Here is an 18603-nt window from a genome sequence, read left to right as displayed (position 1 = left end):
CACAGTGCTCATCAGGTTTGGTCGTCGGGATAGTATTGATACAGGCTGGCCGGCACTGTTATCCAATAGCGTTTATCCAGGCGCCCGCCCTTTTCGATCACCCGCTTGCCCTTGCCCAAGTCCACCTCCTGGTCGTTCAGCGTTTTCCACCAGCTGTGGGAGTGCCGATCAGCAAACCAGCAAAACAGGCGCTTGGCCTTGATGCTCTTACAGTGCGCCAACATCAGGCTTACCTTGCGGGGTGACAGGCTGGTCAAGCCTTGCATGATCTCATCGGCGTGCTCAAAACTGATCTGCTCCGGCACCTCATGCAGCAGCTCGATATAGGCCGTCTCGGCACGCGCCAATACCTGAGCATTGGCGCCGGGGCTCCAGGGGCGATGGAGCACGCCGATTTGCTGTTCAACGGCCTCCGGCTGCCAGAGGCGCTGCGTTTTGTGCCAGCGAAAGCGCACGCCCTCAACTTGCCCGGCCAGCACCTGCAGCCAGCTGGGTTCCGGCAAGGTGCTGTATACCTCTATCACCCGCTGGGCACCCAGCGTGAGGTACTGGCTGTAGCCGTATTCCTCCAGAGCAGTCAGCCCCCCGGCATAGGCCGGGATATCCATCGACAAGGAGAAGGACGCCACCACATTCTCCCAGTTCAATGCCGCATGCTGCTGACAAAAAACGCCACGGGCCAACTTTCTGAGCCGGCCGCTTTTGACATGGTTATCCAGCCTGTCCTTGCTCAGGCCGTGCGCCAGCAACCACGCCCGACTCGCCACCATGCCCATCGGCAGCAGCGTGCTCAGCGTATCAGCGCCAGCGGCGGCGGTTTTAGGGCGGGAGTCATCAGACATAGCAGGCTGAATACACCATAACGTGAGGGTAACGGTTTAAGTGGTTAAGACTTTACGGCGATCAGCGCCGTACTTATAGGGATTTTTAAACCAGCGTAGCGTACTGGTTTAACTTATCAAGCCATTACGGCGAGAAACGCCGTATTCCACGCCATTTTTAAACCTTTCGCAGCTCTCCCGGTAGCTGCATCTTGCTGTCAGGCATTCGGCTTCCTGGCTACTGCTGCAGCTTCAAGCAGGTAAAGTGAGTTCACCAGCATAAACTCGCGCACCGCTTCGTCATCGCTTGCCGCTACCTCACGATGCGCACGGGGATTGCGATAAGCCCCGAAAACCGATTTGAACAGGTTGGCTTTGCTACTTTGCTCGCTTGGGTTTTCATCACCCCAGTGGAGAATAGAGCCCTCCCCCAAAAAAGCCTTGGTCAGCAACTTGCTGCCACTTTCTCCCGGCATATCGATCCGCCGGCGAATCTGGTCTTCCAGGCGTTTAAACGCGGAATCAATGGCATAGCCAGGGTTTTCGGGAAAGTTCAGCGCCAGATCCACAAGGCGCTTGTCCAGTAACCCGAAATTAATGGTGGGTGGAAAGTATCGCTGCAAGTCACGATGTGAACCCAGCATGTAGTCGTAATAACGCACGGGCAAAACCGGCTTAGCCAGCTCCAGATAATCCACATCTTTACTCAACAGGCAGCCTGCATTGAGACGTTCCATGATTGCGGGTGAAACATCGTATTCTTCAATGTCTGCCCCCTGCCACTGCAACATCCGCAAGACCGTTGATAACCCGGTGGGGCCTTCGCCGTTATAGCCAGAAGAAAAGCCGGGCTTTATGGCAACAAAATGCTCATGTTCCATCGTCAACAGCAGCCCGTGATCACCGCAGTTATGACGATCAAGGCAGGTGAGCAGCTTGGCCACATAGATTTTATCGCCAAAGTGGATCAATCGCGCTACAGCATCCAAACAGTGCTGAGTTATCCCGCTTGCCCCGTGGTATTCGATGGCAGCCAAATCTTTTGGTTTAAATGAAGGCATGTGGTTAATCCACCTTTACGCGAACCTTTCCGGTAAGGAGGTCTTGCATTAGGGCTTTTTTTACTAGCAGCAATGCGGCGAGTTTCTTATTGGCAGAATCTAGACGATGGTCAATAGAGTCCAGAGATCTGGCTATGACTATCTGCTCTCGCATCGGCGGAAGTTTAATGAGAATTGACTCTATGCGAAATAAGGCAAGCTTGGGAACGCCCCCGCCCGTACCTTTCTCTTGGTTTAGTTGGTCCTGAACCTGGTTGGAGGACATAAGGTGTTTGAGGAAGCCAGCACATGCTCTTTGCGTATCAGTGAGAACAATTTTTGCCGCATTCTCTGTAAGCTGAGCCCCATCAAGCTTATCCGGAACAGACCCCGTAACGCCTATCGTGCCTGCAATTGAAATATAAAGGTCATTTTTGCTGATGGTGTACCGTTTTATTAACTCCCTATCTTCTGGTAGGACGTATCTTAAATTGTCACCTTTGATAGTACCGTTACTAAAATCACTTACTCGAATGTAGGGGTAAGGAGTTTTGTTTTCCGCGAAAGGTCGGCCTTTTGGCATTCGCTTACCACCTTTCACTTTGGCTACTTCTTTAAGTTCAACCACACTCCACTCTGCTGGAACGAAACCCGCCGGCGAATCCTTGAACGCGCTATGCGGGGCGCCGTCCGGCCCAATACCGTTGACCAGCAGCTCCTGCATCATGCCGGCTTTCAAGTCTTTCAGCTTGTCGAGCTGAGCGCGTATTTTTTCGACCATGTCATCGACGGATGACAAAATCTCCGCAATTTTTTTTTGTTCGGGGAGAGGAGGTCTAGGAATCTCTATCTTCTTTAACTCATTAAGAACGATTCTCCGAATGGCAGATCCTGACTTTGCACTTTCGAGCTGCTGATAAAATAGCGGAGAGAGTAAAAACTGGCTGCAGAATTCAGGATCAATATTGCTTTCGTCCAGTCTGATAATGGCTATCGATGAAAGCAGCACAACCTTTTCTGATTGACGGTAAACAAAGGTTTTCCCCACAGTGCCATCTTTCGAAAAAAGAACATCCCCAACCTCAGGAGCGCAATTACCTCTAACCAAGGAGTTAAAGTCATTCTCTGAAATCAAACGGCACGACGCGAAATCAATAAATCTTGACCCCATATTCTGAACTGTCGCTATCGGTCTCCCACCCTCATGCGTAGGGGGAGAGGCATGGGCGCCGTCGGTTATCAGCTGTGCATTTCTGCCCAGCGTGGTCAACTCCCAACCAGAAGGCGCAGCCTCACTCATACCCCAGCTCCCTCAAATACCCCTTCATTACGCTTTCCGCTTCCGCCACCTGAGCATCCAGTTCATTGAGCGACACGCGATACTTATCCCACCAGCGTTCCAGTTGGTTGATGACCTGTGCATCAGCGTCGCCGGCGGCCTCACGGATGGCGGCCTTGCTGTCGATCTCGGGCTTGAAGTCGTAATACTCAAACGCTGCTGGATCGCCGCTGTCGCTGGAATCGCGGGGAACAAAGACCCTGGATACGTCAAAGTCTTGCAGAATTTCTTCGCGGATATACTCGCTCTCCACTTCCCGCACCGGGATGCCGCCGTGGAGGATGGCGCGCACGTCGAAGATTTCCGGCGGGGGGCTGGTGTCAGCGTAGCGGCGGATGTTGAGGTTAAAGTCGTTCTCTGCAATCTCGGCCAGCGCGACGATCTTGGAGTAGCGTTTGAGCTCGGCATAGCGCTCGAAGGTGTGGATGATCTTGTCGATGTCCTGCTGGCGTAGTTTGTTCTGGTTCTTGCCCTCTTCAAACTCCAGCTCGCCGTTGATAAACAGCACCTTGCCACGGCGCTCGGTGGGCTTGCGCTTGTTGATGATCAGCAGGCAGGCGGGTATGCCGGTGCCGTAGAACAGGCCGGACGGCAAACCAATCACCGCTTCCAGCAGGTCATCCTGCAGTATGCCCTGGCGGATGGCCTTTTCACTGGCGCCGCGGAACAGCACGCCGTGGGGCATGACCACGCCCATCATGCCGTCGGCATTGAGACTGGCGATCATGTGCTGAACAAAGGCCAGGTCGCCGGCGTCCTTGGGCGGGGTGCCATAGGGGAAGCGGCCATAGGGGTCGTTGTCGGCCTCCTCCTTGCCCCATTTCGCCAGGCTGAAGGGCGGGTTGGCGATCACCCGGTCAAAGGTCATCAGCTCGCCGTGTTCGGTGTGTTGCGGCTCGCGCAGGGTGTCGCCCTTGCGGATGTCGGCGCTGTAGACCCCATGCAGGAACATGTTCATCTTGCAGATGGCCCAGGTGTTTAGGTTCATCTCCTGGCCGTAGAGCGACAGGTTGGCTGCGTTCTCGCCGTGGGTGGCCAGGTAGTTGCGGGTTTGCACCAGCATGCCGCCGGAGCCGGCAGTTGGGTCATAGATGCGCATGCCGGCGTGGGGCTGCAGCAGGGAGACCAGTAGCTGCACCACTTCCGAGGGGGTATAAAACTCGCCGCCCTTTTTGCCGGCACTGTCGGCAAACATCTTGATCAGGTATTCGTAGGCGGTGCCGAGCAGGTCGGGCCGCTCAAAGTCCTGATTACGGAGCCGGTGCTTGCTGAAGTGGCTGAGCAGGTCGCGCAGCTTTTTGTCGCTGAGCTTGTTTTTGATGTTGAAGTCGATGGACACCAGCACGCCTTCCAGCGCGGTGTTGTATTCCTCGATGGCCTCGGTGGCCTTGTTCAGCTCGGCGCCGATATCGTGCTTTAGGTCTTTCAGCGCATCCCAGCGGGCCTGGGGCGGAATGTAGAAGGTCTTGTCGTATTCATCCTCGTCATCAGCCAGCGCTTCGGCCTGCTGCTGGGACTTGCCCTTGCCCACGTAATAACGCACCACCACCTCACGGGCTTCCTCAAAAGCATCAGACAGGCGCTTGAGAAACATCATGCCGAAGATGTAATCCTTGTACTCGGAAGCATCCATGTTGCCGCGCAGAATGTCGGCGGCTTCCCAGAGGTAGGATTCGAGTTGCGGGAGGGTAATGCTGTGACTCATTCAATGAATTCCATCTATTGAAATAGGCGTGGGCGACGGTGCCCAAGCGCGTAGCAAAAGGCTTTGAGTCTATCGGCGCCGGGTGAGGCCGGCAATGTAAAAGGATGCCAGGCGCATGAGCCTTACTGTTGACGACCTTTAAAGCGCCGAGGGGAACTGCATGTTTACCCGCGTTACCCCCTGCAGCCGAGCCTGCGGATCGGGCAGCAACAGTGGCGGGCTGTTTAAGGCAGCACTGATCAATGCTTCCTGAGGGGCTGTGTACGACCAAATTGCCAATACGCTTGCTCAATTGCGCACCCATTGACCCAGCAAACAAGACAGCCGTACCATCGCATACGCTAATCCATATATGCATATTCACTGATAGAACCGGCCTGGCCAAAAACATGCTCGAACACCTCACCCCACCCACCGTCTTCAAGTGCCTGGCCGATGAGACCCGCACGCGTCTGATGCTGCTGATCGCCGCCGAGGGTGAGCTGTGCGTGTGTGAGTTGACGGCGGCGTTGGAGCTGAGTCAGCCGAAGATTTCCCGCCACCTGGCGCAGTTGCGTACCGGCGGGTTGCTGGCGGATCGGCGGCAGGGGCAGTGGGTGTATTACCGTTTGCACCCCAACCTGCCGGACTGGGTGGCTAAGGTGCTGGATACCACGCTGGCAAGCAATCGCCATTGGCTGAGCGCAGACAGCCGGCGGCTGCAGCAGATGGGTGAGCGGCCCGAGCGCAACGCGCTCTGCTGCTCGCCTGCCGCCCCCTCAATTAGCTGAATCGGAGTCTGCATGTCTCACCCTGACCTGCCCAATCTGGATCTCGACCTGGCCCCCGCCCCCGATCCGCAAAGCCTGCACAGCCCGCTGCGCGCCACGCATGCGCCGCGCATTCTGCTGCTGCACGGCTCGACGCGTGAGCGCTCCTACAGCCGCCTGCTGGTCGAAGAAGCCGCACGCTTGCTGGCCCACTTTGGCGCTGAAACCCGCATCTTTGATCCATCTGGCCTGCCGCTGCCGGACGATGCGCCGGACACCCACCCCAAGGTGGTTGAGCTGCGTAAGCTGATGCAGTGGTCCGAGGGGCAGGTGTGGTGTTCGCCCGAGCGTCACGGCGCGATGACGGCGGTGTTCAAGGCGCAAATCGACTGGGTGCCGCTGAGCATCGGCGCGGTGCGTCCAACCCAGGGCAAGACGCTGGCGGTCATGCAGGTGTGCGGCGGCTCGCAGTCATTCAACGTGGTGAACCAGTTGCGGCTACTGGGCCGCTGGATGCGCATGTTCACCATCCCCAACCAGTCGTCGGTGCCCAAGGCGTTTCTGGAGTTTGACGAGGCCGGGCGCATGCGCCCCTCACCGTTCTATGAGCGGGTAGTGGATGTCATGGAAGAGCTGGTGAAATTCACCCTGCTGCTGCGCGAGCACAGCGACTACCTGGTAGACCGCTACTCCGAGCGGCGCGAGTCGGCCGAGCAGCTGTCGGCGCGGGTCAACCAGCAGCAAATTTGAGGATGGATCATGGGACTGTTTGAACGCTGGCTGAGCCTGTGGGTTGCACTGGCTATCGCTGTGGGTGTGGTGTTGGGCTCGCTGTTTCCGGCGCTGTTTGCCGGTGTGGCGGCGCTGGAGTTTGCCCACGTCAATCTGCTGGTGGCGGTGCTGATCTGGGTAATGATCTACCCGATGATGGTGCAGATCGACTTTGCCGCCGTGCGAGATGTCGGCAAACGTCCGCGCGGGCTGGTACTGACACTCATCGTCAACTGGCTGATCAAACCCTTCACCATGGCGTTGCTGGGCTGGTTGTTCTTTCGTGTGCTGTTTGCCGACTGGGTGGACCCGCAAAGCGCGGGCGAATACATCGCCGGCATGATCCTGCTGGGCGTGGCGCCCTGCACTGCCATGGTGTTTGTCTGGAGTCAGCTGACCCGTGGCGACCCCAACTACACGCTGGTGCAGGTGTCGGTGAACGACCTGATCATGGTGTTTGCCTTTGCGCCGCTGGTCAGCCTGCTGCTGGGCGTGAGCGATATTCAGGTGCCATGGGCGACGCTGCTGCTGTCGGTGCTGCTCTACGTGGTGCTGCCGCTTGGCGCGGGCGTGCTGACCCGCCAGTGGCTGCAGCGCCGGGCGCCCGAGCAGTTGCCGCAGCTGCTGCAGCGCCTCAAGCCCTGGTCGGTATTGGGCCTGCTCGGCACCGTGGCACTGCTGTTCGGTCTGCAGGCCGACACCCTGCTGAGCCAGCCGCTGACCATTGTGCTGATTGCCATCCCGCTGCTGGTGCAGACCTACGGCATCTTCGCGCTGGCCTATGTGGCCGCCTGGAAGCTGCGCCTGCCGCATCCGATTGCAGCGCCCGCCTGCATGATCGGCACCTCCAACTTCTTTGAGCTGGCCGTCGCTGTCGCCATCTCGCTGTTCGGGCTGCACTCCGGTGCGGCCCTGGCCACGGTGGTCGGCGTGCTGGTCGAGGTACCGGTCATGCTGTCGCTGGTGGCCTTTGCCAACCGCACCCGTCACTGGTTCCCAAGCACAGAGTGACCTCACAAGGCAGGAGTCCGCTATGAGCATCAAGGTAGGTATCAACGGTTTTGGTCGCATTGGTCGCCTGGCGCTGCGCGCAGCCTGGGACTGGCCAGAGCTGGAGTTTGTGCGCATCAATGACCCGGCGGGCGACGCGGCGACGCACGCCCACCTGCTCAACTTTGATTCGGTGCACGGCCGCTGGCAGCACGAGGCCGGCAGCAACGCCGAGCAGGTGTTGATCGAGGGCAAGGCGATCACGGTTACGGCCAATCGCGCGCTGGCCGATACCGACTGGAGCGACTGCGATCTGGTCATCGAGGCCAGCGGCAAGATGAAAACCCTGGCCAGCCTGCAGCCGTATCTGGATCAGGGCGTCAAACGGGTGGTGGTGTGTGCGCCGGTCAAGGAGCCGGGCGCGCTGAATGTGGTGATGGGCGTCAACCAGGACCGCTTTGACCCGCAGCAACACCGCATTGTTACCGCCGCCTCCTGCACCACCAACTGTCTGGCGCCGGTGGTCAAGGTGATTCAGGAGGCGCTGGGCATCCGCCACGGCTCCATCACCACCATTCACGACCTGACCAACACCCAGAGCATCCTCGACCAACCGCACAAGGACTTGCGCCGTGCCCGCGCCAGCGGCATGAGCCTGATCCCCACCACCACCGGCTCGGCTACCGCGATTGCCGAGATTTTCCCCGAGCTGCGCGGCCGCCTGAACGGCCATGCGGTGCGCGTGCCGCTGGCCAATGCCTCGCTCACCGACTGCGTCTTTGAGGTCGAACGGCCTACCAGCGTGGACGAGGTCAACGCCCTGCTCAAGCAGGCGGCGGACGGCCCGCTGCGCGGCATTCTCGGTTATGAGGAACGCCCGCTGGTGTCCATTGATTACCGCACCGACCCGCGCTCCTCGATCATCGACGCGCTGTCGACCATGGTGATCAACCAGACCCAGGTCAAGCTCTACGCCTGGTACGACAACGAGTGGGGTTACGCCAACCGCGCCGTGGAGTTGGCACGGTTGGTCGGCCAATACACCTGAGGACGCGTGAGATGCGCACACTGTCCAGCCTGCCGGCTGCCGTGCGCCAGTATCTGGTGGTCACCGCCAACTACTGGGCCTTTACCCTGACCGACGGCGCGCTGCGCATGCTGGTGGTGCTGCACTTTCACAGTCTGGGCTACGCGCCGCTGGAGATTGCCGCGCTGTTTCTGTTCTACGAAATCTTTGGCGTGGTCACCAACCTGATCGGCGGCTGGCTGGGCGCGCGTATCGGCCTGAACCGCACCATGAATCTGGGCCTGGCCTTGCAGGTGGTGGCGCTGTTGATGCTGACGCTACCGGCCAGCGCCCTCAGCGTGCCATGGGTGATGGCGGCGCAGGCGCTGTCCGGCATCGCCAAGGACCTGAACAAGATGAGCGCCAAGAGCGCCATCAAGCTGCTGGTGCCTGATCAGCAACAAGGCACGTTATACAAGTGGGTGGCCATTCTCACCGGCTCCAAAAATGCCTTAAAGGGCGTGGGCTTCTTTCTGGGTGGTGCGCTGCTGGTGCTGCTCGGCTTTGCCGGCGCGGTACTGGCTATGGCGATTGCGCTGGCGGCGGTGTGGCTGATCAGCTTGCGCCTGCTGAAGCAGGACCTGGGGCGTGCCAGCGCTAAACCTAAATTCCGCGACCTGTTGTCCAAAAGCCGGGCCATCGACCTGCTCTCGGCCGCGCGCCTGTTCCTGTTTGGCGCGCGTGATGTGTGGTTTGTGATTGCCCTGCCGGTGTACCTGAGCAGCGCGCTGGGCTGGGACTTCTGGCTGGTCGGCGGCTTTATGGCCAGCTGGGTGATCGGCTACGGGCTGGTGCAGTCGATAGCGCCACGACTGACCGGCCGGCAGCAGGTGCCGGCCGGGCGCAGCGCTGCTGGCTGGGCGTTGTTGCTGGCCCTGTTACCCGCCGCCATTGCCCTGGGCATGCAGCTCGCGCCGCAGAGCGCCAGCGCCGTGCTGATTGGTGGCCTGCTGCTGTTTGGCGTGGTGTTCGCCATCAACTCGTCGCTGCACAGCTACCTGATTGTCAGCTACGCCAAGGGCGACGGCGTGTCGCTGGACGTCGGCTTCTACTATATGTCCAACGCCATGGGGCGGCTGATCGGCACCCTGCTGTCGGGCTGGGTCTACCAGCAATACGGGCTGGCCGCCTGCCTGTGGACCTCCAGCGCCTTTGTGCTGCTGGCCGGGTTAATTTCGCTGGGTCTGCCGGCGCAGCGCGCACCGCAGCAGGGCTGACAGCCTTAGCTGGCCGTCGCCGGGCAGCGCGCCAGGTCAGCCGGCTGCAGCAGATAGAGCGCATCAAGAAAAGCCGGCAAAAAGCTGCCGGGCCCCGCGGCCTGCTCCTGCGCTCGTTGCCCGGCCGCAGCAAATACCCGCGCCGCTGCCACCGCCGCCGCCAGCGGCTGATCCCGGGCAATGGCAACAAAACCGGCCAGCAGCGCGCTGAGGGCACAGCCCATGGCGGTTACCTGCGGCATCAAATGGCTGCCGCCGACAATACGCAGGCTGCGCTGGCCGTCGGTGGCCAGGTCGGTCTCGCCGGTCACCAGCACCACGCAGCCCTGCGCCCGCGCCAACTGCTGCGCCGCCTCTGCTGCGCTATCCACCGAATCGCCGCTGTCCATGCCACGCCCCTGCCCGGCGGCGCCAGCCAACGCAATGATCTCCGAGGCATTACCGCGAATCGCCGCCGGCTGCAGCGCCAGCAGCTCGGCAACCAGGCCACGGCGGTAGGCGGTTGCCGCGTGCGCTACCGGGTCCAGCACCCAGGGCACGCCAGCCCCTCGGGCGCCGGTAATGGCGGTGCGCATACCCTCAGCCCACTGCGGCGAAGGTGTGCCCATATTGATGCTCAGCGCAGAGGCCAGGGCCGCAAACTCGCCAGTCTCCGCATCGCTGTGCACCATAGCAGGCGAGGCGCCTGCGGCCAGCAGCACGTTGGCGGTCATGTTCATAGCCACGTAATTGGTGATGCATTGCACCAGTGGCGTCTGTTCGCGCAGCCGTTGATACAGCGCCCAGCTATCGGCCAACTCGCTATCGCACACACCCATGCCTGCATCCCCCGTGATGAATATCGGCGCACTCTACCACCAGTCAGGCGCCTGTTTTCTGGTGCCTTAGCGCAAGCGCCAATCAACCCGTTGCGTGCATCAGGTACTCGACAAAGGCGTAGGCCACCACCGGTAGCTGGCGATTTTGCAGCGAGGCCAGCACCAGGTTAGCCGCCGGAAAGCCCCTATCGGCAATTTCGCGGCTGACCAGCTCGTCACCTGCCTGCGGTACCCCAATCTGAATCTGAAAGCTCAACGCCTGCTCATAGCGCAGGTAACCGAGCAGAAATTCAAAGCTGTTGCTCTCGACCAGCGCCCGCAACTTGATCGAGCGCCGCGCCAGATAGGTGTCCAGCAGCTGCCGGCCGGCGGTTTCCCGGCTGGGCAGCACCACCGGGAAATCCAGACACTGTCGCAGACTGATGGCGCCCGGCTGAGCCGCCAGCGGATGGTCTCGGTGCATGACCACGCACAGCGGCTGCACCAGCTCATGCATGCGCTGGATGTCGGTCTCCGGGGTGAGATGAAAGATCAGCGCTAGATCAGACTCAAAGCTGCGCAGCGCATCCAGTGCCCGATGGTGATCACCCACCTGTACCTGAAACTCCACCAGCGGGTGTTGCTGGCGAAAGCCGGCAATACGCTTGGGCAGGTAGCTGCCGGCTGCCGCCTGGCTGACCACGATACGCACACGCCCCCGGCGCAGCCCCTGCAAGTCTTCTATCTCCGAGCGCACCTGCTCCAGATGCGCGGCGCGGCTGCGGATGTACTGCACAAACAGCTCACCCGCCGCGGTCAGGCGCATGCCCCTGGGCAGGCGCTCGAACAGCGGCGTGCCCAGCTCGTCCTCCAGATCCTGAATACGCCGATTGACCGCCGAGGGCGCCACGTGCAGACGCTCGGCGGCCTGGCGAATCGACCCCACCCGGGCCACTTCATCCAGATAGTGCAAAAAACGCAGGTGGTTCATAGCTTCTCCTGAGCACCGTCACAGTGCAGCAAACCGCACAGCATGAGTGCATTCATTGCCGGGCGGTCGCACTCGCCAACCATGCATACCTCACCCAGACTGCCGCATAGCCCGAACCCTTGAACGACGCGCGAAGCAAGCCAATGACCGGCAAGCCGCCCGGCATCCCGGCTGCAGCATAACCGTTGCCTAAACGGCAACGCAATGCACGCTAAAAGGTGACATTTGATAGTCACTAATGGCATGTGCACTGCATCGTCTGCCAGCATGAAAAAGACCATCGACGACACCGAGGCCTACGGCCCTCACCCGGACAATGCCTGGCACCGACACTACGGTGTGACCAGCCTGCTGCGTCCGCCCCACACCCCGCAGCCGCTGCTGTTCGGCAGTGATCAGGGCAACCTGGAGCTGGACATCAGCACCAGCGCAGTGGTCGTGGTCGACATGCAGAACGACTTCTGCCACCCCGAGGGCTGGTTCGCGCAAAAAGGCGCCAGCATGCGCGCCACACGGCGCCCCATCGCACCGCTGCGCAAGCTGCTGCCAGCCTGGCGCCAGGCGGGCGGCCGTGTGGTCTGGCTCAACTGGGGCATCCGCGCCGACCGCCTGAATCTGCCGCCGGTGGTGCACTTTGTCGGCAAGCGAGGCGCGGGCGAGGTGGGCTATGGCGAGCACTCGCCAATCGACCACGGCCCGGCACTGGTGCAGGGCAGCTGGGGCGCGGAGGTGATCAGCGAACTGCCGCCCGAGCCCGCCGATATTCAGGTGTGCAAACACCGCCTGAGCGGCTTCTGGGACAACGAACTGGACAGCATCCTGCGCGGCCAGGGCATCACCAGTCTGCTGTTCGCCGGTATCAACACCGACCGCTGTGTCTTTTCCACCCTGCAGGACGCGGCCTTTCTCGGCTACGACTGCGTGCTGCTGCGCGACGCCTGCTCTACCCCCTCGCCGGCCTATGTCAGCCGCGCCATCCACTTTCTTGTTGCGCAGTGCCACGGCTTTGTTGCCACGGCCGCTGCGCTGAATACCGCCATCGCATCACACCATCAGGAGTCTTGAATATGTCAGCAAAAATCCGCCGGCCACGTCTGGCCAAAACCCTTAGCGCCCTCAGCCTTGGCTTGGGCATGTTCGCCGCGGCCAACGCACAGGCGGCGACCGATATCGACCTGGTTCTGAACTGGAAGTACGAAGGCGCCCAGGCCTGGTTCTTCCTCGCCGAAGACAAGGGCTACTTCAAGGAGCACGACCTGAACGTCACCATCGATCAGGGCGAAGGCTCTGCCGCTTCCATTCCGAAGGTGGCCTCAGGTGTCTACGACGCGGGCTTTGGTGACACCAACGCGCTGATCCAGCTGGCCTCGACCCAGCCGGAGCGTGCGCCGGTGGGCGTTTACATGATCTACAACACCCCGCCGTTCGTGATTGCGGTCAAGAGCGACAGTCCGATCACCGAACCGCAGGATCTGGAAGGCAAGATCGTCGGCGCCCCGGCTAACGACGCCGCCCTGAAGCTGTTCCCGGCCTTTGCCGAGATGACCGGCATAGACCAGTCCAAGGTCACCATCAACAACATGGCGCCCAACCTGCGTGAGCAGTTGCTGATGCGCGGCCAGATCGACGCTGCCTTCGGTTACATCACCACCATCAGCTTCAGCGCCAAGGGCATGGGCATCAACCCGGACGAGGAGCTGCGCTTCATTCGCTACGGCGATCACGGCATGGACCTGTACTCCAACTCGATCTTCTTCTCCCAGGAGTTCATCGCCGAGCACCCTGAGGCCGTGCGTGGCTTTGTCGCCGCCATCAACCAGGCCATTCAGGACGCCGTCGCCAACCCCGAAGAAGCCATCGACGCACTGATGCGCCGCGAGCCGCTGCTCAACCGCGCGGTCGAGACCGACAAGATGCTGACCACCGTACGCAACGACATGAGCCACCCGGAAATCGCCGACATCGGCCTGGGCGACGTCAGCGACGACCGCCTGCAGCAGAACATCGACATCGTGGTCAAGGCCAACCAGCTGGAGAACGCACCGGCCCCGACCCAGATCTTCGACCGCAGCTTCCTGCCGGCCCGGGCTGACCGCCCGAGCAAACTGTGAGCGACGGGAGACACTGATGAATCTTGATCTGCAGGACAAAGTCGTTGTCATCACCGGCCCGGCCAAAGGGATGGGCCGGGCCGTCACCCTCGCCTTTGCCCGCGAAGGCGCCCGCCTGGTGCTGGCCGGCCGCGATCTGGACGCCATCGCGCCGGTCGCCCGCGAAGTCACCGAACTGGGCAGCGAGGTAGAAGTGGTGCCATGCGACATGACCCGCAGTGCAGATGCCGAGGCCCTTGCGGCCGCGGCACTGGACTGCTTCGGCCGCATCGACGTACTGGTCAACGTGGCCGGCGGCTCCGGCCCGATTGGCAAGACCGGCTGGGACACCACCCAGAGCGAGTTCGACGAGATCGTTCAGCTCAACATGACCGGCTGCTTCAACACCATGCGCGCAGTAATGCCCGCGATGATCGAGCAAGGCAGCGGCAAGATCGTCAACGTTGGCGGCACCTTCGGCATGCGCGGACGCGCCGGCCGCATGGCCTATTCCGCCTCCAAGTGGGGCCTGCGCGGCATTACCAAGAGCTTTGCGCTGGAAGCCGGCCCGCACGGTATCAACGTCAACTGCGTTGCCCCCGGCATGGTGGATGGCCCGCGCTTTCGCGACAAGGTGTGCGCCAACATGGCCAAAACGCTGGGCATCAGCCCGGAAGAAGCCGCCACCCGCCACGCCGCCGACTACGCGCTCAAGCGCGTCTCCACCGACCAGGACGTTGCCAATGCCTGCCTGTTTCTCGGCAGCGACGTCTCCCGCCAGATCACCGGCGTCGACCTCCCGGTCGATGGCGGCTGGGCCATGCTTTAGGAGTACCTGATGAACCAAGTTGACCTGCTGATCCGCGGCGCCCGCGTTGTATCAGACCACCAGATAATCGAAGCATCGGTGGCCATCGACGGCGAGAAGATCGTTGCCGTGGGCCGCGATGAGCTGATGCCATCTGCCCGCGAGGTAGTACAAGCCGACGGCCTGTACCTGCTGCCGGGTGCGATCGACAGCCACGTGCACTTCCGTGACCCGGGCTACGCCCACAAGGAAACCTGGAAGACCGGCTCGGCCGCTGCGGCCTGTGGTGGCGTAACCACCGTCTTCGACATGCCCAACACCAACCCGCCGACCGGCACCATCGAAGCCCTGCGCATGAAGCAGAAAGCCGCCGAGTCGTCCTACGTTGACTACGGCATTCACGGCCTGCTGGGTGACGACACCGTCGGCCACCTGGAAGAGTTGATCGACGCCGGCTGCACCAGCTTCAAGGCCTTTGTCGGCAACACCTTCGGCAACCTGCCGGCGCCCACCGATGGCGCGCTGCTCGAAGGCTTCGAGAAACTGGCCCCGCTGGGCATTCGTACCGTGGTGCACGCCGAGAACTCGTCTATTCTCTCCCGCCGCCAGAAGCGCATGCAGGACGCCGGTCGCATCGACGCGTTGGCGCATTTAGCCGCCCGCCCGGTGGTCGCCGAGATTGAAGCCATTGGCCGCGTGCTGACCCTGGCCGAATGGACCGGCGCACGGGTGCACATCGCCCACCACAGCGCCGCCGATTCGCTGTTTCTGATCCGCGAGGCCAAGCGCCGTGGCGTCGACGTGACCGTTGAGACCTGCCCGCAGTATCTGCTGCTCAACACCGACCATACCGACCGCCTGGGTGGCATCCTGCGGCTGAACCCGCCGATTCGCGAGCCCCGGCACAACCAGCCGCTGTGGGATGCGCTGATGGACGGCACCATCGACATGATCGCCACCGACCATGCGCCACACGCGCCGGAAGAGAAGACCCGCGAGAACATCTGGGAGTGTGACTGCGGCTTCCCCGGCATCGAAACCCAGATGGCGCTGATGCTCACCGAGGTCAACCGCGAACGCGCCAGCCTGATGGACTACGTGCGCTGGAGTTCGGTCAGCCCGGCCAAAGCCTGGGGCATCTACGGCAAAAAGGGCGTGATCACCCCCGGCGCCGACGCCGACATCGCCATTGTCGATATGCAGCGCAGCGGCATCCTCTCGGAAAACCAGCTGCACAGCACCAGCAAGATCTCGCCCTGGCATGGTCGCCCGGTCAAGGGCTATCCGCTGCATACGCTGGTGCGCGGCAAATTTGTGATGCGCAACGGCGAGCTGGTCACCGAGGCCGCTGGCTGGGGCCGTTCGGTCAAAGCCATCCAGCAAATGCCGACACCGCGCCCGCAGAACACCGAGCACTACACCAACGCGATCCTGAGCACGCCTGAAGGTGTGCGCCCGACCGCGGAGCCACGGCGCTGAGCGCAGGAGCAGACTCATGACTGACACCCAATCCATCAGCGCCACGCGGCCAATGATCGAACTGTCCGATGTGACGGTTCGTTATGGCGGCAATGTGGTCGCGTTGGACAACACCACGCTGCGCATCGACAAGGGCGACTTTGTTGCTCTTGTCGGGCCCAGCGGCTGCGGCAAATCCACCATTCTCAAGCTGGTCGCCGGCCTGCTGGAACCGACCGCCGGCGCCGCCATTGTCGGCGGCCGCGAGGTCGGCGCCATCGGCAGCCACGCCAAGCGCCTGGGTCTGGCCTTCCAGAACCCGACCATGCTGCCGTGGCTGAGCATTCTGGATAACGTGATGATCCCGCTGAAGATCGTCGAGCCATTCCGTCAGGACTACCGCCGCAAGCGCAAAGGCGAGTTCCGCGAACGCGCCGAGGCTCTGCTGGAGCAGGTCGGTCTGGCCGGCTTCGGCAACAAGCGGCCCTGGCAGCTGTCCGGCGGCATGTTGCAGCGCGCCTCTCTGTGCCGGGCGCTGGTGCATGAGCCCGACATTCTGCTGCTCGACGAACCCTTCGGCGCCCTTGATCAATTCACCCGGGAAGAGCTGTGGGACACCATGCAGGATCTGTGGATCAACCGCCGACCGACCGTGTTGCTGGTGACCCACGATCTGCGCGAGTCGGCCTATCTGGCCAGCCGCATCTGCGTGATGAGTTCGCGCCCCGGCCGCATCATCGAAGATCAGCGCGTCACCTTCGCGCGCCCGCGCACGCTCGAATCAAGCTACCAACCCGATTTCACCAGTCTGGTGCAGTCACTGCGCATGAGCATTGCCGAGGCCCGCGCGCCCGGCAGCACCCAGCGCACTGCCGCACAACGTCAGCCTGAGGAGGTATCCGCATGAGCAAGCCCCTGCCGCGCTGGCGGCGCAACCTGTTGTCTTTCTCGGCGATGATCGGCTTCTTCCTGCTCTGGGAAGTGCTGTGCCGGCTGCTGGGCGTCTCCGAGCTGGTGTTGCCGGTGCCCAGCCAGATTGCTGCGGTGCTGATCGAGAAGATGCCGATTCTCTGGCCGCACACCCAGCAAACGCTGATGACCACGCTGGTCGGCTTCTTTCTGGGGGTATTCATCGGCCTGCTGATCGGCGTGATCATCGGCTCCTCGCGGGTCGCCTACGACATCGCCTATCCACTGCTGGTGGGCTTTTCCAGTATTCCCAAGGTCGCCGTGGTGCCGATCTTTGTGGTCTGGTTTGGCTCGGGCACCATCCCGGCGATTCTGACCTCCATGGTCATCGGCATCTTCCCGGTGGTGGTCAACGTGGCAACGGGCCTCGCCACCACCGAGCCGGAGCTGGAAGACGTGCTGCGCGTGCTCGGCGCCAAGAAGCGCGACATCCTCTGGAATGTCGGCCTGCCGCGCACCCTGCCCTACCTGTTCGCCTCACTGAAGATCGCCCTGACCTCGGCGTTTATCGGCACCGTACTGGCCGAAACCGTGGCCTCCAACAAAGGCATCGGCAACGTGATGATGATTGCCAGTGGCAACTTCGACGTACCGCTGGTGTTTGCCGGGCTGTTCATTCTGGCCGCCCTGGGCGTCGCGCTTTATTCAGTATCAGCGCTGGTTGAAAGCCGTTTCACCAGTTGGACCCAACGTGGCAAAGGCTCGGAGGCCGCATGACCCGTAACCCGAACATCAACAGCATCGCGGTGTTCTCCGGCTCCAACTTTGGCGCCCATGAAGACTACATCGAGCAAGCAAAAAAGCTCGGCCAGACCCTTGCCGAGCGAGGCCAGCGCCTGGTCTACGGCGGCACCACCAAGGGCCTGATGGGCGTGGTTGCCGATGCCGCGCTGGACGCCGGCGGCGAGGTCATCGGCGTGATCACCGAACGCCTGCAAGCGCGTGGGCACCTGCACCCCAAGCTGACCGGACACGAAGTGGTCTCCGGCATGCGCGAGCGCAAGGCGCGCATGGCCGAGCTGGCCGACGCCTTTGTCGCCCTGCCCGGCGGGCTGGGCACGCTGGAAGAGCTGTTTGAAGTCGCCACCCTGACCCAGCTGGCCGAGCACCAGAAGGCTCTGGCCTGCCTCAACGTGCGCGACTTTTTTGTGCCGCTGCGCAACATGCTGACCCACGCCACCGCGGAAGGCTTCATGAAGATTGAGCACTGCGACATGTTGATTCTCGAAGCCGACCCGCTCAAAGCGCTGGAGCAAATCGACCAGTGGAAAGCGCCCACCGTCACCAAATGGATCGGCCAGCCCGGCTCCTGACACAAGGAATCCCCCCATGACCCGTATCAAGATCAGCGCCGGCGGCTTCGACTTTATTGCCGAGTGCCACCCCGACGCGCCCGACACCGTGGCGGCCTTTCTCTCGCTGCTGCCCTACCACCAGAAACTGATCCACGTGCGCTGGAGCGGCGAAGGCGCCTGGGTGCCGCTGGGCGACTATCAGCTCAAGAACGGCGAGCAGCCGATCGGCTTTGAAAACCACACCAGCCACCCCTCGGTTGGCGACGTGCTCTTCTACCCCGGTGGTTACAGCGAGACCGAGATCATCATGGCCTACGGCGCCTGCAGCTTCTCCAGCAAGCTCGGACAGCTGGCCGGCAACCACTTTCTGACCATCATCGAGGGCCGTGAGAACCTGCGTGCCCTCGGCATGAAGACCCTCTGGGAGGGCGCTCAGGACATCAGTTTCGAGCTCGCCTGACGCATTCGACCTGACCCATTTGACCTGACCTAGTTGA

The 18603-nt window shown here is 61.7% G+C and carries 19 protein-coding genes; 13 read left to right on the top strand and 6 right to left on the bottom strand.

The window, feature by feature from the left end; all coding sequences use genetic code 11:
• Positions 1-11: 11 nt before the first annotated feature.
• The 4 genes from BM116_RS06230 to BM116_RS06215 form a co-directional block, all read right to left on the bottom strand.
• Positions 12-842: a type IV toxin-antitoxin system AbiEi family antitoxin domain-containing protein gene (locus BM116_RS06230; protein ID WP_083729087.1), complete on the bottom strand. Its 831-nt coding sequence runs from the start codon at positions 840-842 to the stop codon at positions 12-14.
• A gap of 197 nt (positions 843-1039) precedes the next feature.
• Positions 1040-1882: a TIGR02391 family protein gene (locus BM116_RS06225; protein ID WP_083729085.1), complete on the bottom strand. Its 843-nt coding sequence runs from the start codon at positions 1880-1882 to the stop codon at positions 1040-1042.
• A gap of 4 nt (positions 1883-1886) precedes the next feature.
• Positions 1887-3161 (bottom strand): restriction endonuclease subunit S, encoded by a 1275-nt coding sequence (locus BM116_RS06220; protein ID WP_083729083.1) that lies wholly within the window; start codon positions 3159-3161, stop codon positions 1887-1889.
• A complete protein-coding gene (locus tag BM116_RS06215) occupies positions 3154-4905 on the bottom strand; it encodes a type I restriction-modification system subunit M (protein ID WP_083729081.1) in 1752 nt (583 codons plus the stop codon). Before BM116_RS06215 ends, BM116_RS06220 begins: the two co-directional genes overlap by 8 nt.
• A gap of 389 nt (positions 4906-5294) precedes the next feature.
• On the opposite strand from BM116_RS06215, the gene BM116_RS06210 reads away from it, so the two are divergent.
• From BM116_RS06210 to arsJ, 5 genes are read left to right on the top strand one after another with little or no spacing between them, the layout of a single operon-like run.
• Positions 5295-5675 carry a metalloregulator ArsR/SmtB family transcription factor gene (locus tag BM116_RS06210; RefSeq protein ID WP_083729079.1) on the top strand — a complete coding sequence of 127 codons (381 nt, stop codon included), beginning with the start codon at positions 5295-5297 and terminating at the stop codon, positions 5673-5675.
• Between the two features lie 12 nt (positions 5676-5687).
• A complete protein-coding gene (gene arsH, locus BM116_RS06205; RefSeq protein WP_083729077.1) occupies positions 5688-6404 on the top strand; it encodes an arsenical resistance protein ArsH in 717 nt (238 codons plus the stop codon).
• 9 nt (positions 6405-6413) lie between these two features.
• Complete coding sequence (arsB, locus tag BM116_RS06200; protein WP_083729075.1) at positions 6414-7436, top strand: ACR3 family arsenite efflux transporter; 1023 nt, start codon at positions 6414-6416, stop codon at positions 7434-7436.
• Positions 7437-7458: 22 nt separating this feature from the next.
• Complete coding sequence (locus BM116_RS06195; protein ID WP_083729073.1) at positions 7459-8463, top strand: ArsJ-associated glyceraldehyde-3-phosphate dehydrogenase; 1005 nt, start codon at positions 7459-7461, stop codon at positions 8461-8463.
• Between the two features lie 11 nt (positions 8464-8474).
• A complete protein-coding gene (gene arsJ, locus BM116_RS06190) occupies positions 8475-9698 on the top strand; it encodes an organoarsenical effux MFS transporter ArsJ (RefSeq protein ID WP_083729071.1) in 1224 nt (407 codons plus the stop codon).
• 5 nt (positions 9699-9703) lie between these two features.
• Here the strand turns inward: arsJ and thiM are convergent, their stop codons facing one another.
• Positions 9704-10516 (bottom strand): hydroxyethylthiazole kinase, encoded by an 813-nt coding sequence (gene thiM / locus BM116_RS06185; RefSeq protein ID WP_090475048.1) that lies wholly within the window; start codon positions 10514-10516, stop codon positions 9704-9706.
• 82 nt (positions 10517-10598) lie between these two features.
• On the bottom strand, positions 10599-11486 hold the full coding sequence (locus tag BM116_RS06180) for a LysR family transcriptional regulator (RefSeq protein ID WP_083726404.1): 888 nt from the start codon (positions 11484-11486) through the stop codon (positions 10599-10601).
• Between the two features lie 267 nt (positions 11487-11753).
• Between BM116_RS06180 and BM116_RS06175 the strand changes: the two genes are divergently transcribed.
• The 8 genes from BM116_RS06175 to BM116_RS06140 are packed head-to-tail and all read left to right on the top strand — an operon-like array spanning position 11754 to position 18566.
• On the top strand, positions 11754-12551 hold the full coding sequence (locus BM116_RS06175) for a cysteine hydrolase family protein (RefSeq protein WP_083726406.1): 798 nt from the start codon (positions 11754-11756) through the stop codon (positions 12549-12551).
• A 2-nt stretch (positions 12552-12553) separates the two neighbouring features.
• On the top strand, positions 12554-13597 hold the full coding sequence (locus BM116_RS06170; RefSeq protein ID WP_083726408.1) for an ABC transporter substrate-binding protein: 1044 nt from the start codon (positions 12554-12556) through the stop codon (positions 13595-13597).
• A 16-nt stretch (positions 13598-13613) separates the two neighbouring features.
• The gene (locus BM116_RS06165; protein ID WP_083726410.1) at positions 13614-14405 is read left to right on the top strand and encodes an SDR family NAD(P)-dependent oxidoreductase; all 792 of its coding nucleotides are present in this window, start codon (positions 13614-13616) and stop codon (positions 14403-14405) included.
• Positions 14406-14414: 9 nt separating this feature from the next.
• Positions 14415-15863: an allantoinase AllB gene (gene allB / locus BM116_RS06160; RefSeq protein WP_083726412.1), complete on the top strand. Its 1449-nt coding sequence runs from the start codon at positions 14415-14417 to the stop codon at positions 15861-15863.
• A 16-nt stretch (positions 15864-15879) separates the two neighbouring features.
• Positions 15880-16749, top strand: a complete 870-nt coding sequence (locus BM116_RS06155; RefSeq protein ID WP_083726414.1) for an ABC transporter ATP-binding protein — start codon at positions 15880-15882, stop codon at positions 16747-16749.
• On the top strand, positions 16746-17528 hold the full coding sequence (locus BM116_RS06150) for an ABC transporter permease (RefSeq protein ID WP_083726416.1): 783 nt from the start codon (positions 16746-16748) through the stop codon (positions 17526-17528). The genes BM116_RS06155 and BM116_RS06150 overlap by 4 nt, the downstream gene beginning before the upstream one ends.
• Complete coding sequence (locus BM116_RS06145) at positions 17525-18124, top strand: LOG family protein (RefSeq protein WP_083726418.1); 600 nt, start codon at positions 17525-17527, stop codon at positions 18122-18124. Before BM116_RS06150 ends, BM116_RS06145 begins: the two co-directional genes overlap by 4 nt.
• 16 nt (positions 18125-18140) lie before the next feature.
• The gene (locus BM116_RS06140; RefSeq protein WP_083726420.1) at positions 18141-18566 is read left to right on the top strand and encodes a DUF3830 family protein; all 426 of its coding nucleotides are present in this window, start codon (positions 18141-18143) and stop codon (positions 18564-18566) included.
• Positions 18567-18603 lie beyond the last annotated feature (37 nt).

It is taken from the genome of Halopseudomonas pachastrellae, assembly GCF_900114765.1.
In the GTDB taxonomy this organism is placed as follows: Bacteria; Pseudomonadota; Gammaproteobacteria; order Pseudomonadales; family Pseudomonadaceae; genus Halopseudomonas; species Halopseudomonas pachastrellae.
Note: the sequence above shows the minus strand (reverse complement) of the source record. Positions and strands in the feature narration are given on the sequence as shown.

What these genes read in the sequence shown, in the direction of transcription:
- thiM (WP_090475048.1), bottom strand. Translation starts at nt 10,516, where the DNA reads ATGGGTGTGTGCGATAGCGAGTTGGCCGATAGCTGGGCGCTGTATCAA.
- BM116_RS06155 (WP_083726414.1), top strand. Translation starts at nt 15,880, where the DNA reads ATGACTGACACCCAATCCATCAGCGCCACGCGGCCAATGATCGAACTG.
- BM116_RS06215 (WP_083729081.1), bottom strand. Translation starts at nt 4,905, where the DNA reads ATGAGTCACAGCATTACCCTCCCGCAACTCGAATCCTACCTCTGGGAA.
- BM116_RS06225 (WP_083729085.1), bottom strand. Translation starts at nt 1,882, where the DNA reads ATGCCTTCATTTAAACCAAAAGATTTGGCTGCCATCGAATACCACGGG.
- BM116_RS06180 (WP_083726404.1), bottom strand. Translation starts at nt 11,486, where the DNA reads ATGAACCACCTGCGTTTTTTGCACTATCTGGATGAAGTGGCCCGGGTG.
- allB (WP_083726412.1), top strand. Translation starts at nt 14,415, where the DNA reads ATGAACCAAGTTGACCTGCTGATCCGCGGCGCCCGCGTTGTATCAGAC.
- BM116_RS06140 (WP_083726420.1), top strand. Translation starts at nt 18,141, where the DNA reads ATGACCCGTATCAAGATCAGCGCCGGCGGCTTCGACTTTATTGCCGAG.
- BM116_RS06165 (WP_083726410.1), top strand. Translation starts at nt 13,614, where the DNA reads ATGAATCTTGATCTGCAGGACAAAGTCGTTGTCATCACCGGCCCGGCC.
- BM116_RS06195 (WP_083729073.1), top strand. Translation starts at nt 7,459, where the DNA reads ATGAGCATCAAGGTAGGTATCAACGGTTTTGGTCGCATTGGTCGCCTG.
- arsB (WP_083729075.1), top strand. Translation starts at nt 6,414, where the DNA reads ATGGGACTGTTTGAACGCTGGCTGAGCCTGTGGGTTGCACTGGCTATC.
- BM116_RS06220 (WP_083729083.1), bottom strand. Translation starts at nt 3,161, where the DNA reads ATGAGTGAGGCTGCGCCTTCTGGTTGGGAGTTGACCACGCTGGGCAGA.
- BM116_RS06170 (WP_083726408.1), top strand. Translation starts at nt 12,554, where the DNA reads ATGTCAGCAAAAATCCGCCGGCCACGTCTGGCCAAAACCCTTAGCGCC.
- arsH (WP_083729077.1), top strand. Translation starts at nt 5,688, where the DNA reads ATGTCTCACCCTGACCTGCCCAATCTGGATCTCGACCTGGCCCCCGCC.
- BM116_RS06175 (WP_083726406.1), top strand. Translation starts at nt 11,754, where the DNA reads ATGAAAAAGACCATCGACGACACCGAGGCCTACGGCCCTCACCCGGAC.
- BM116_RS06210 (WP_083729079.1), top strand. Translation starts at nt 5,295, where the DNA reads ATGCTCGAACACCTCACCCCACCCACCGTCTTCAAGTGCCTGGCCGAT.
- BM116_RS06145 (WP_083726418.1), top strand. Translation starts at nt 17,525, where the DNA reads ATGACCCGTAACCCGAACATCAACAGCATCGCGGTGTTCTCCGGCTCC.
- arsJ (WP_083729071.1), top strand. Translation starts at nt 8,475, where the DNA reads ATGCGCACACTGTCCAGCCTGCCGGCTGCCGTGCGCCAGTATCTGGTG.
- BM116_RS06150 (WP_083726416.1), top strand. Translation starts at nt 16,746, where the DNA reads ATGAGCAAGCCCCTGCCGCGCTGGCGGCGCAACCTGTTGTCTTTCTCG.
- BM116_RS06230 (WP_083729087.1), bottom strand. Translation starts at nt 842, where the DNA reads ATGTCTGATGACTCCCGCCCTAAAACCGCCGCCGCTGGCGCTGATACG.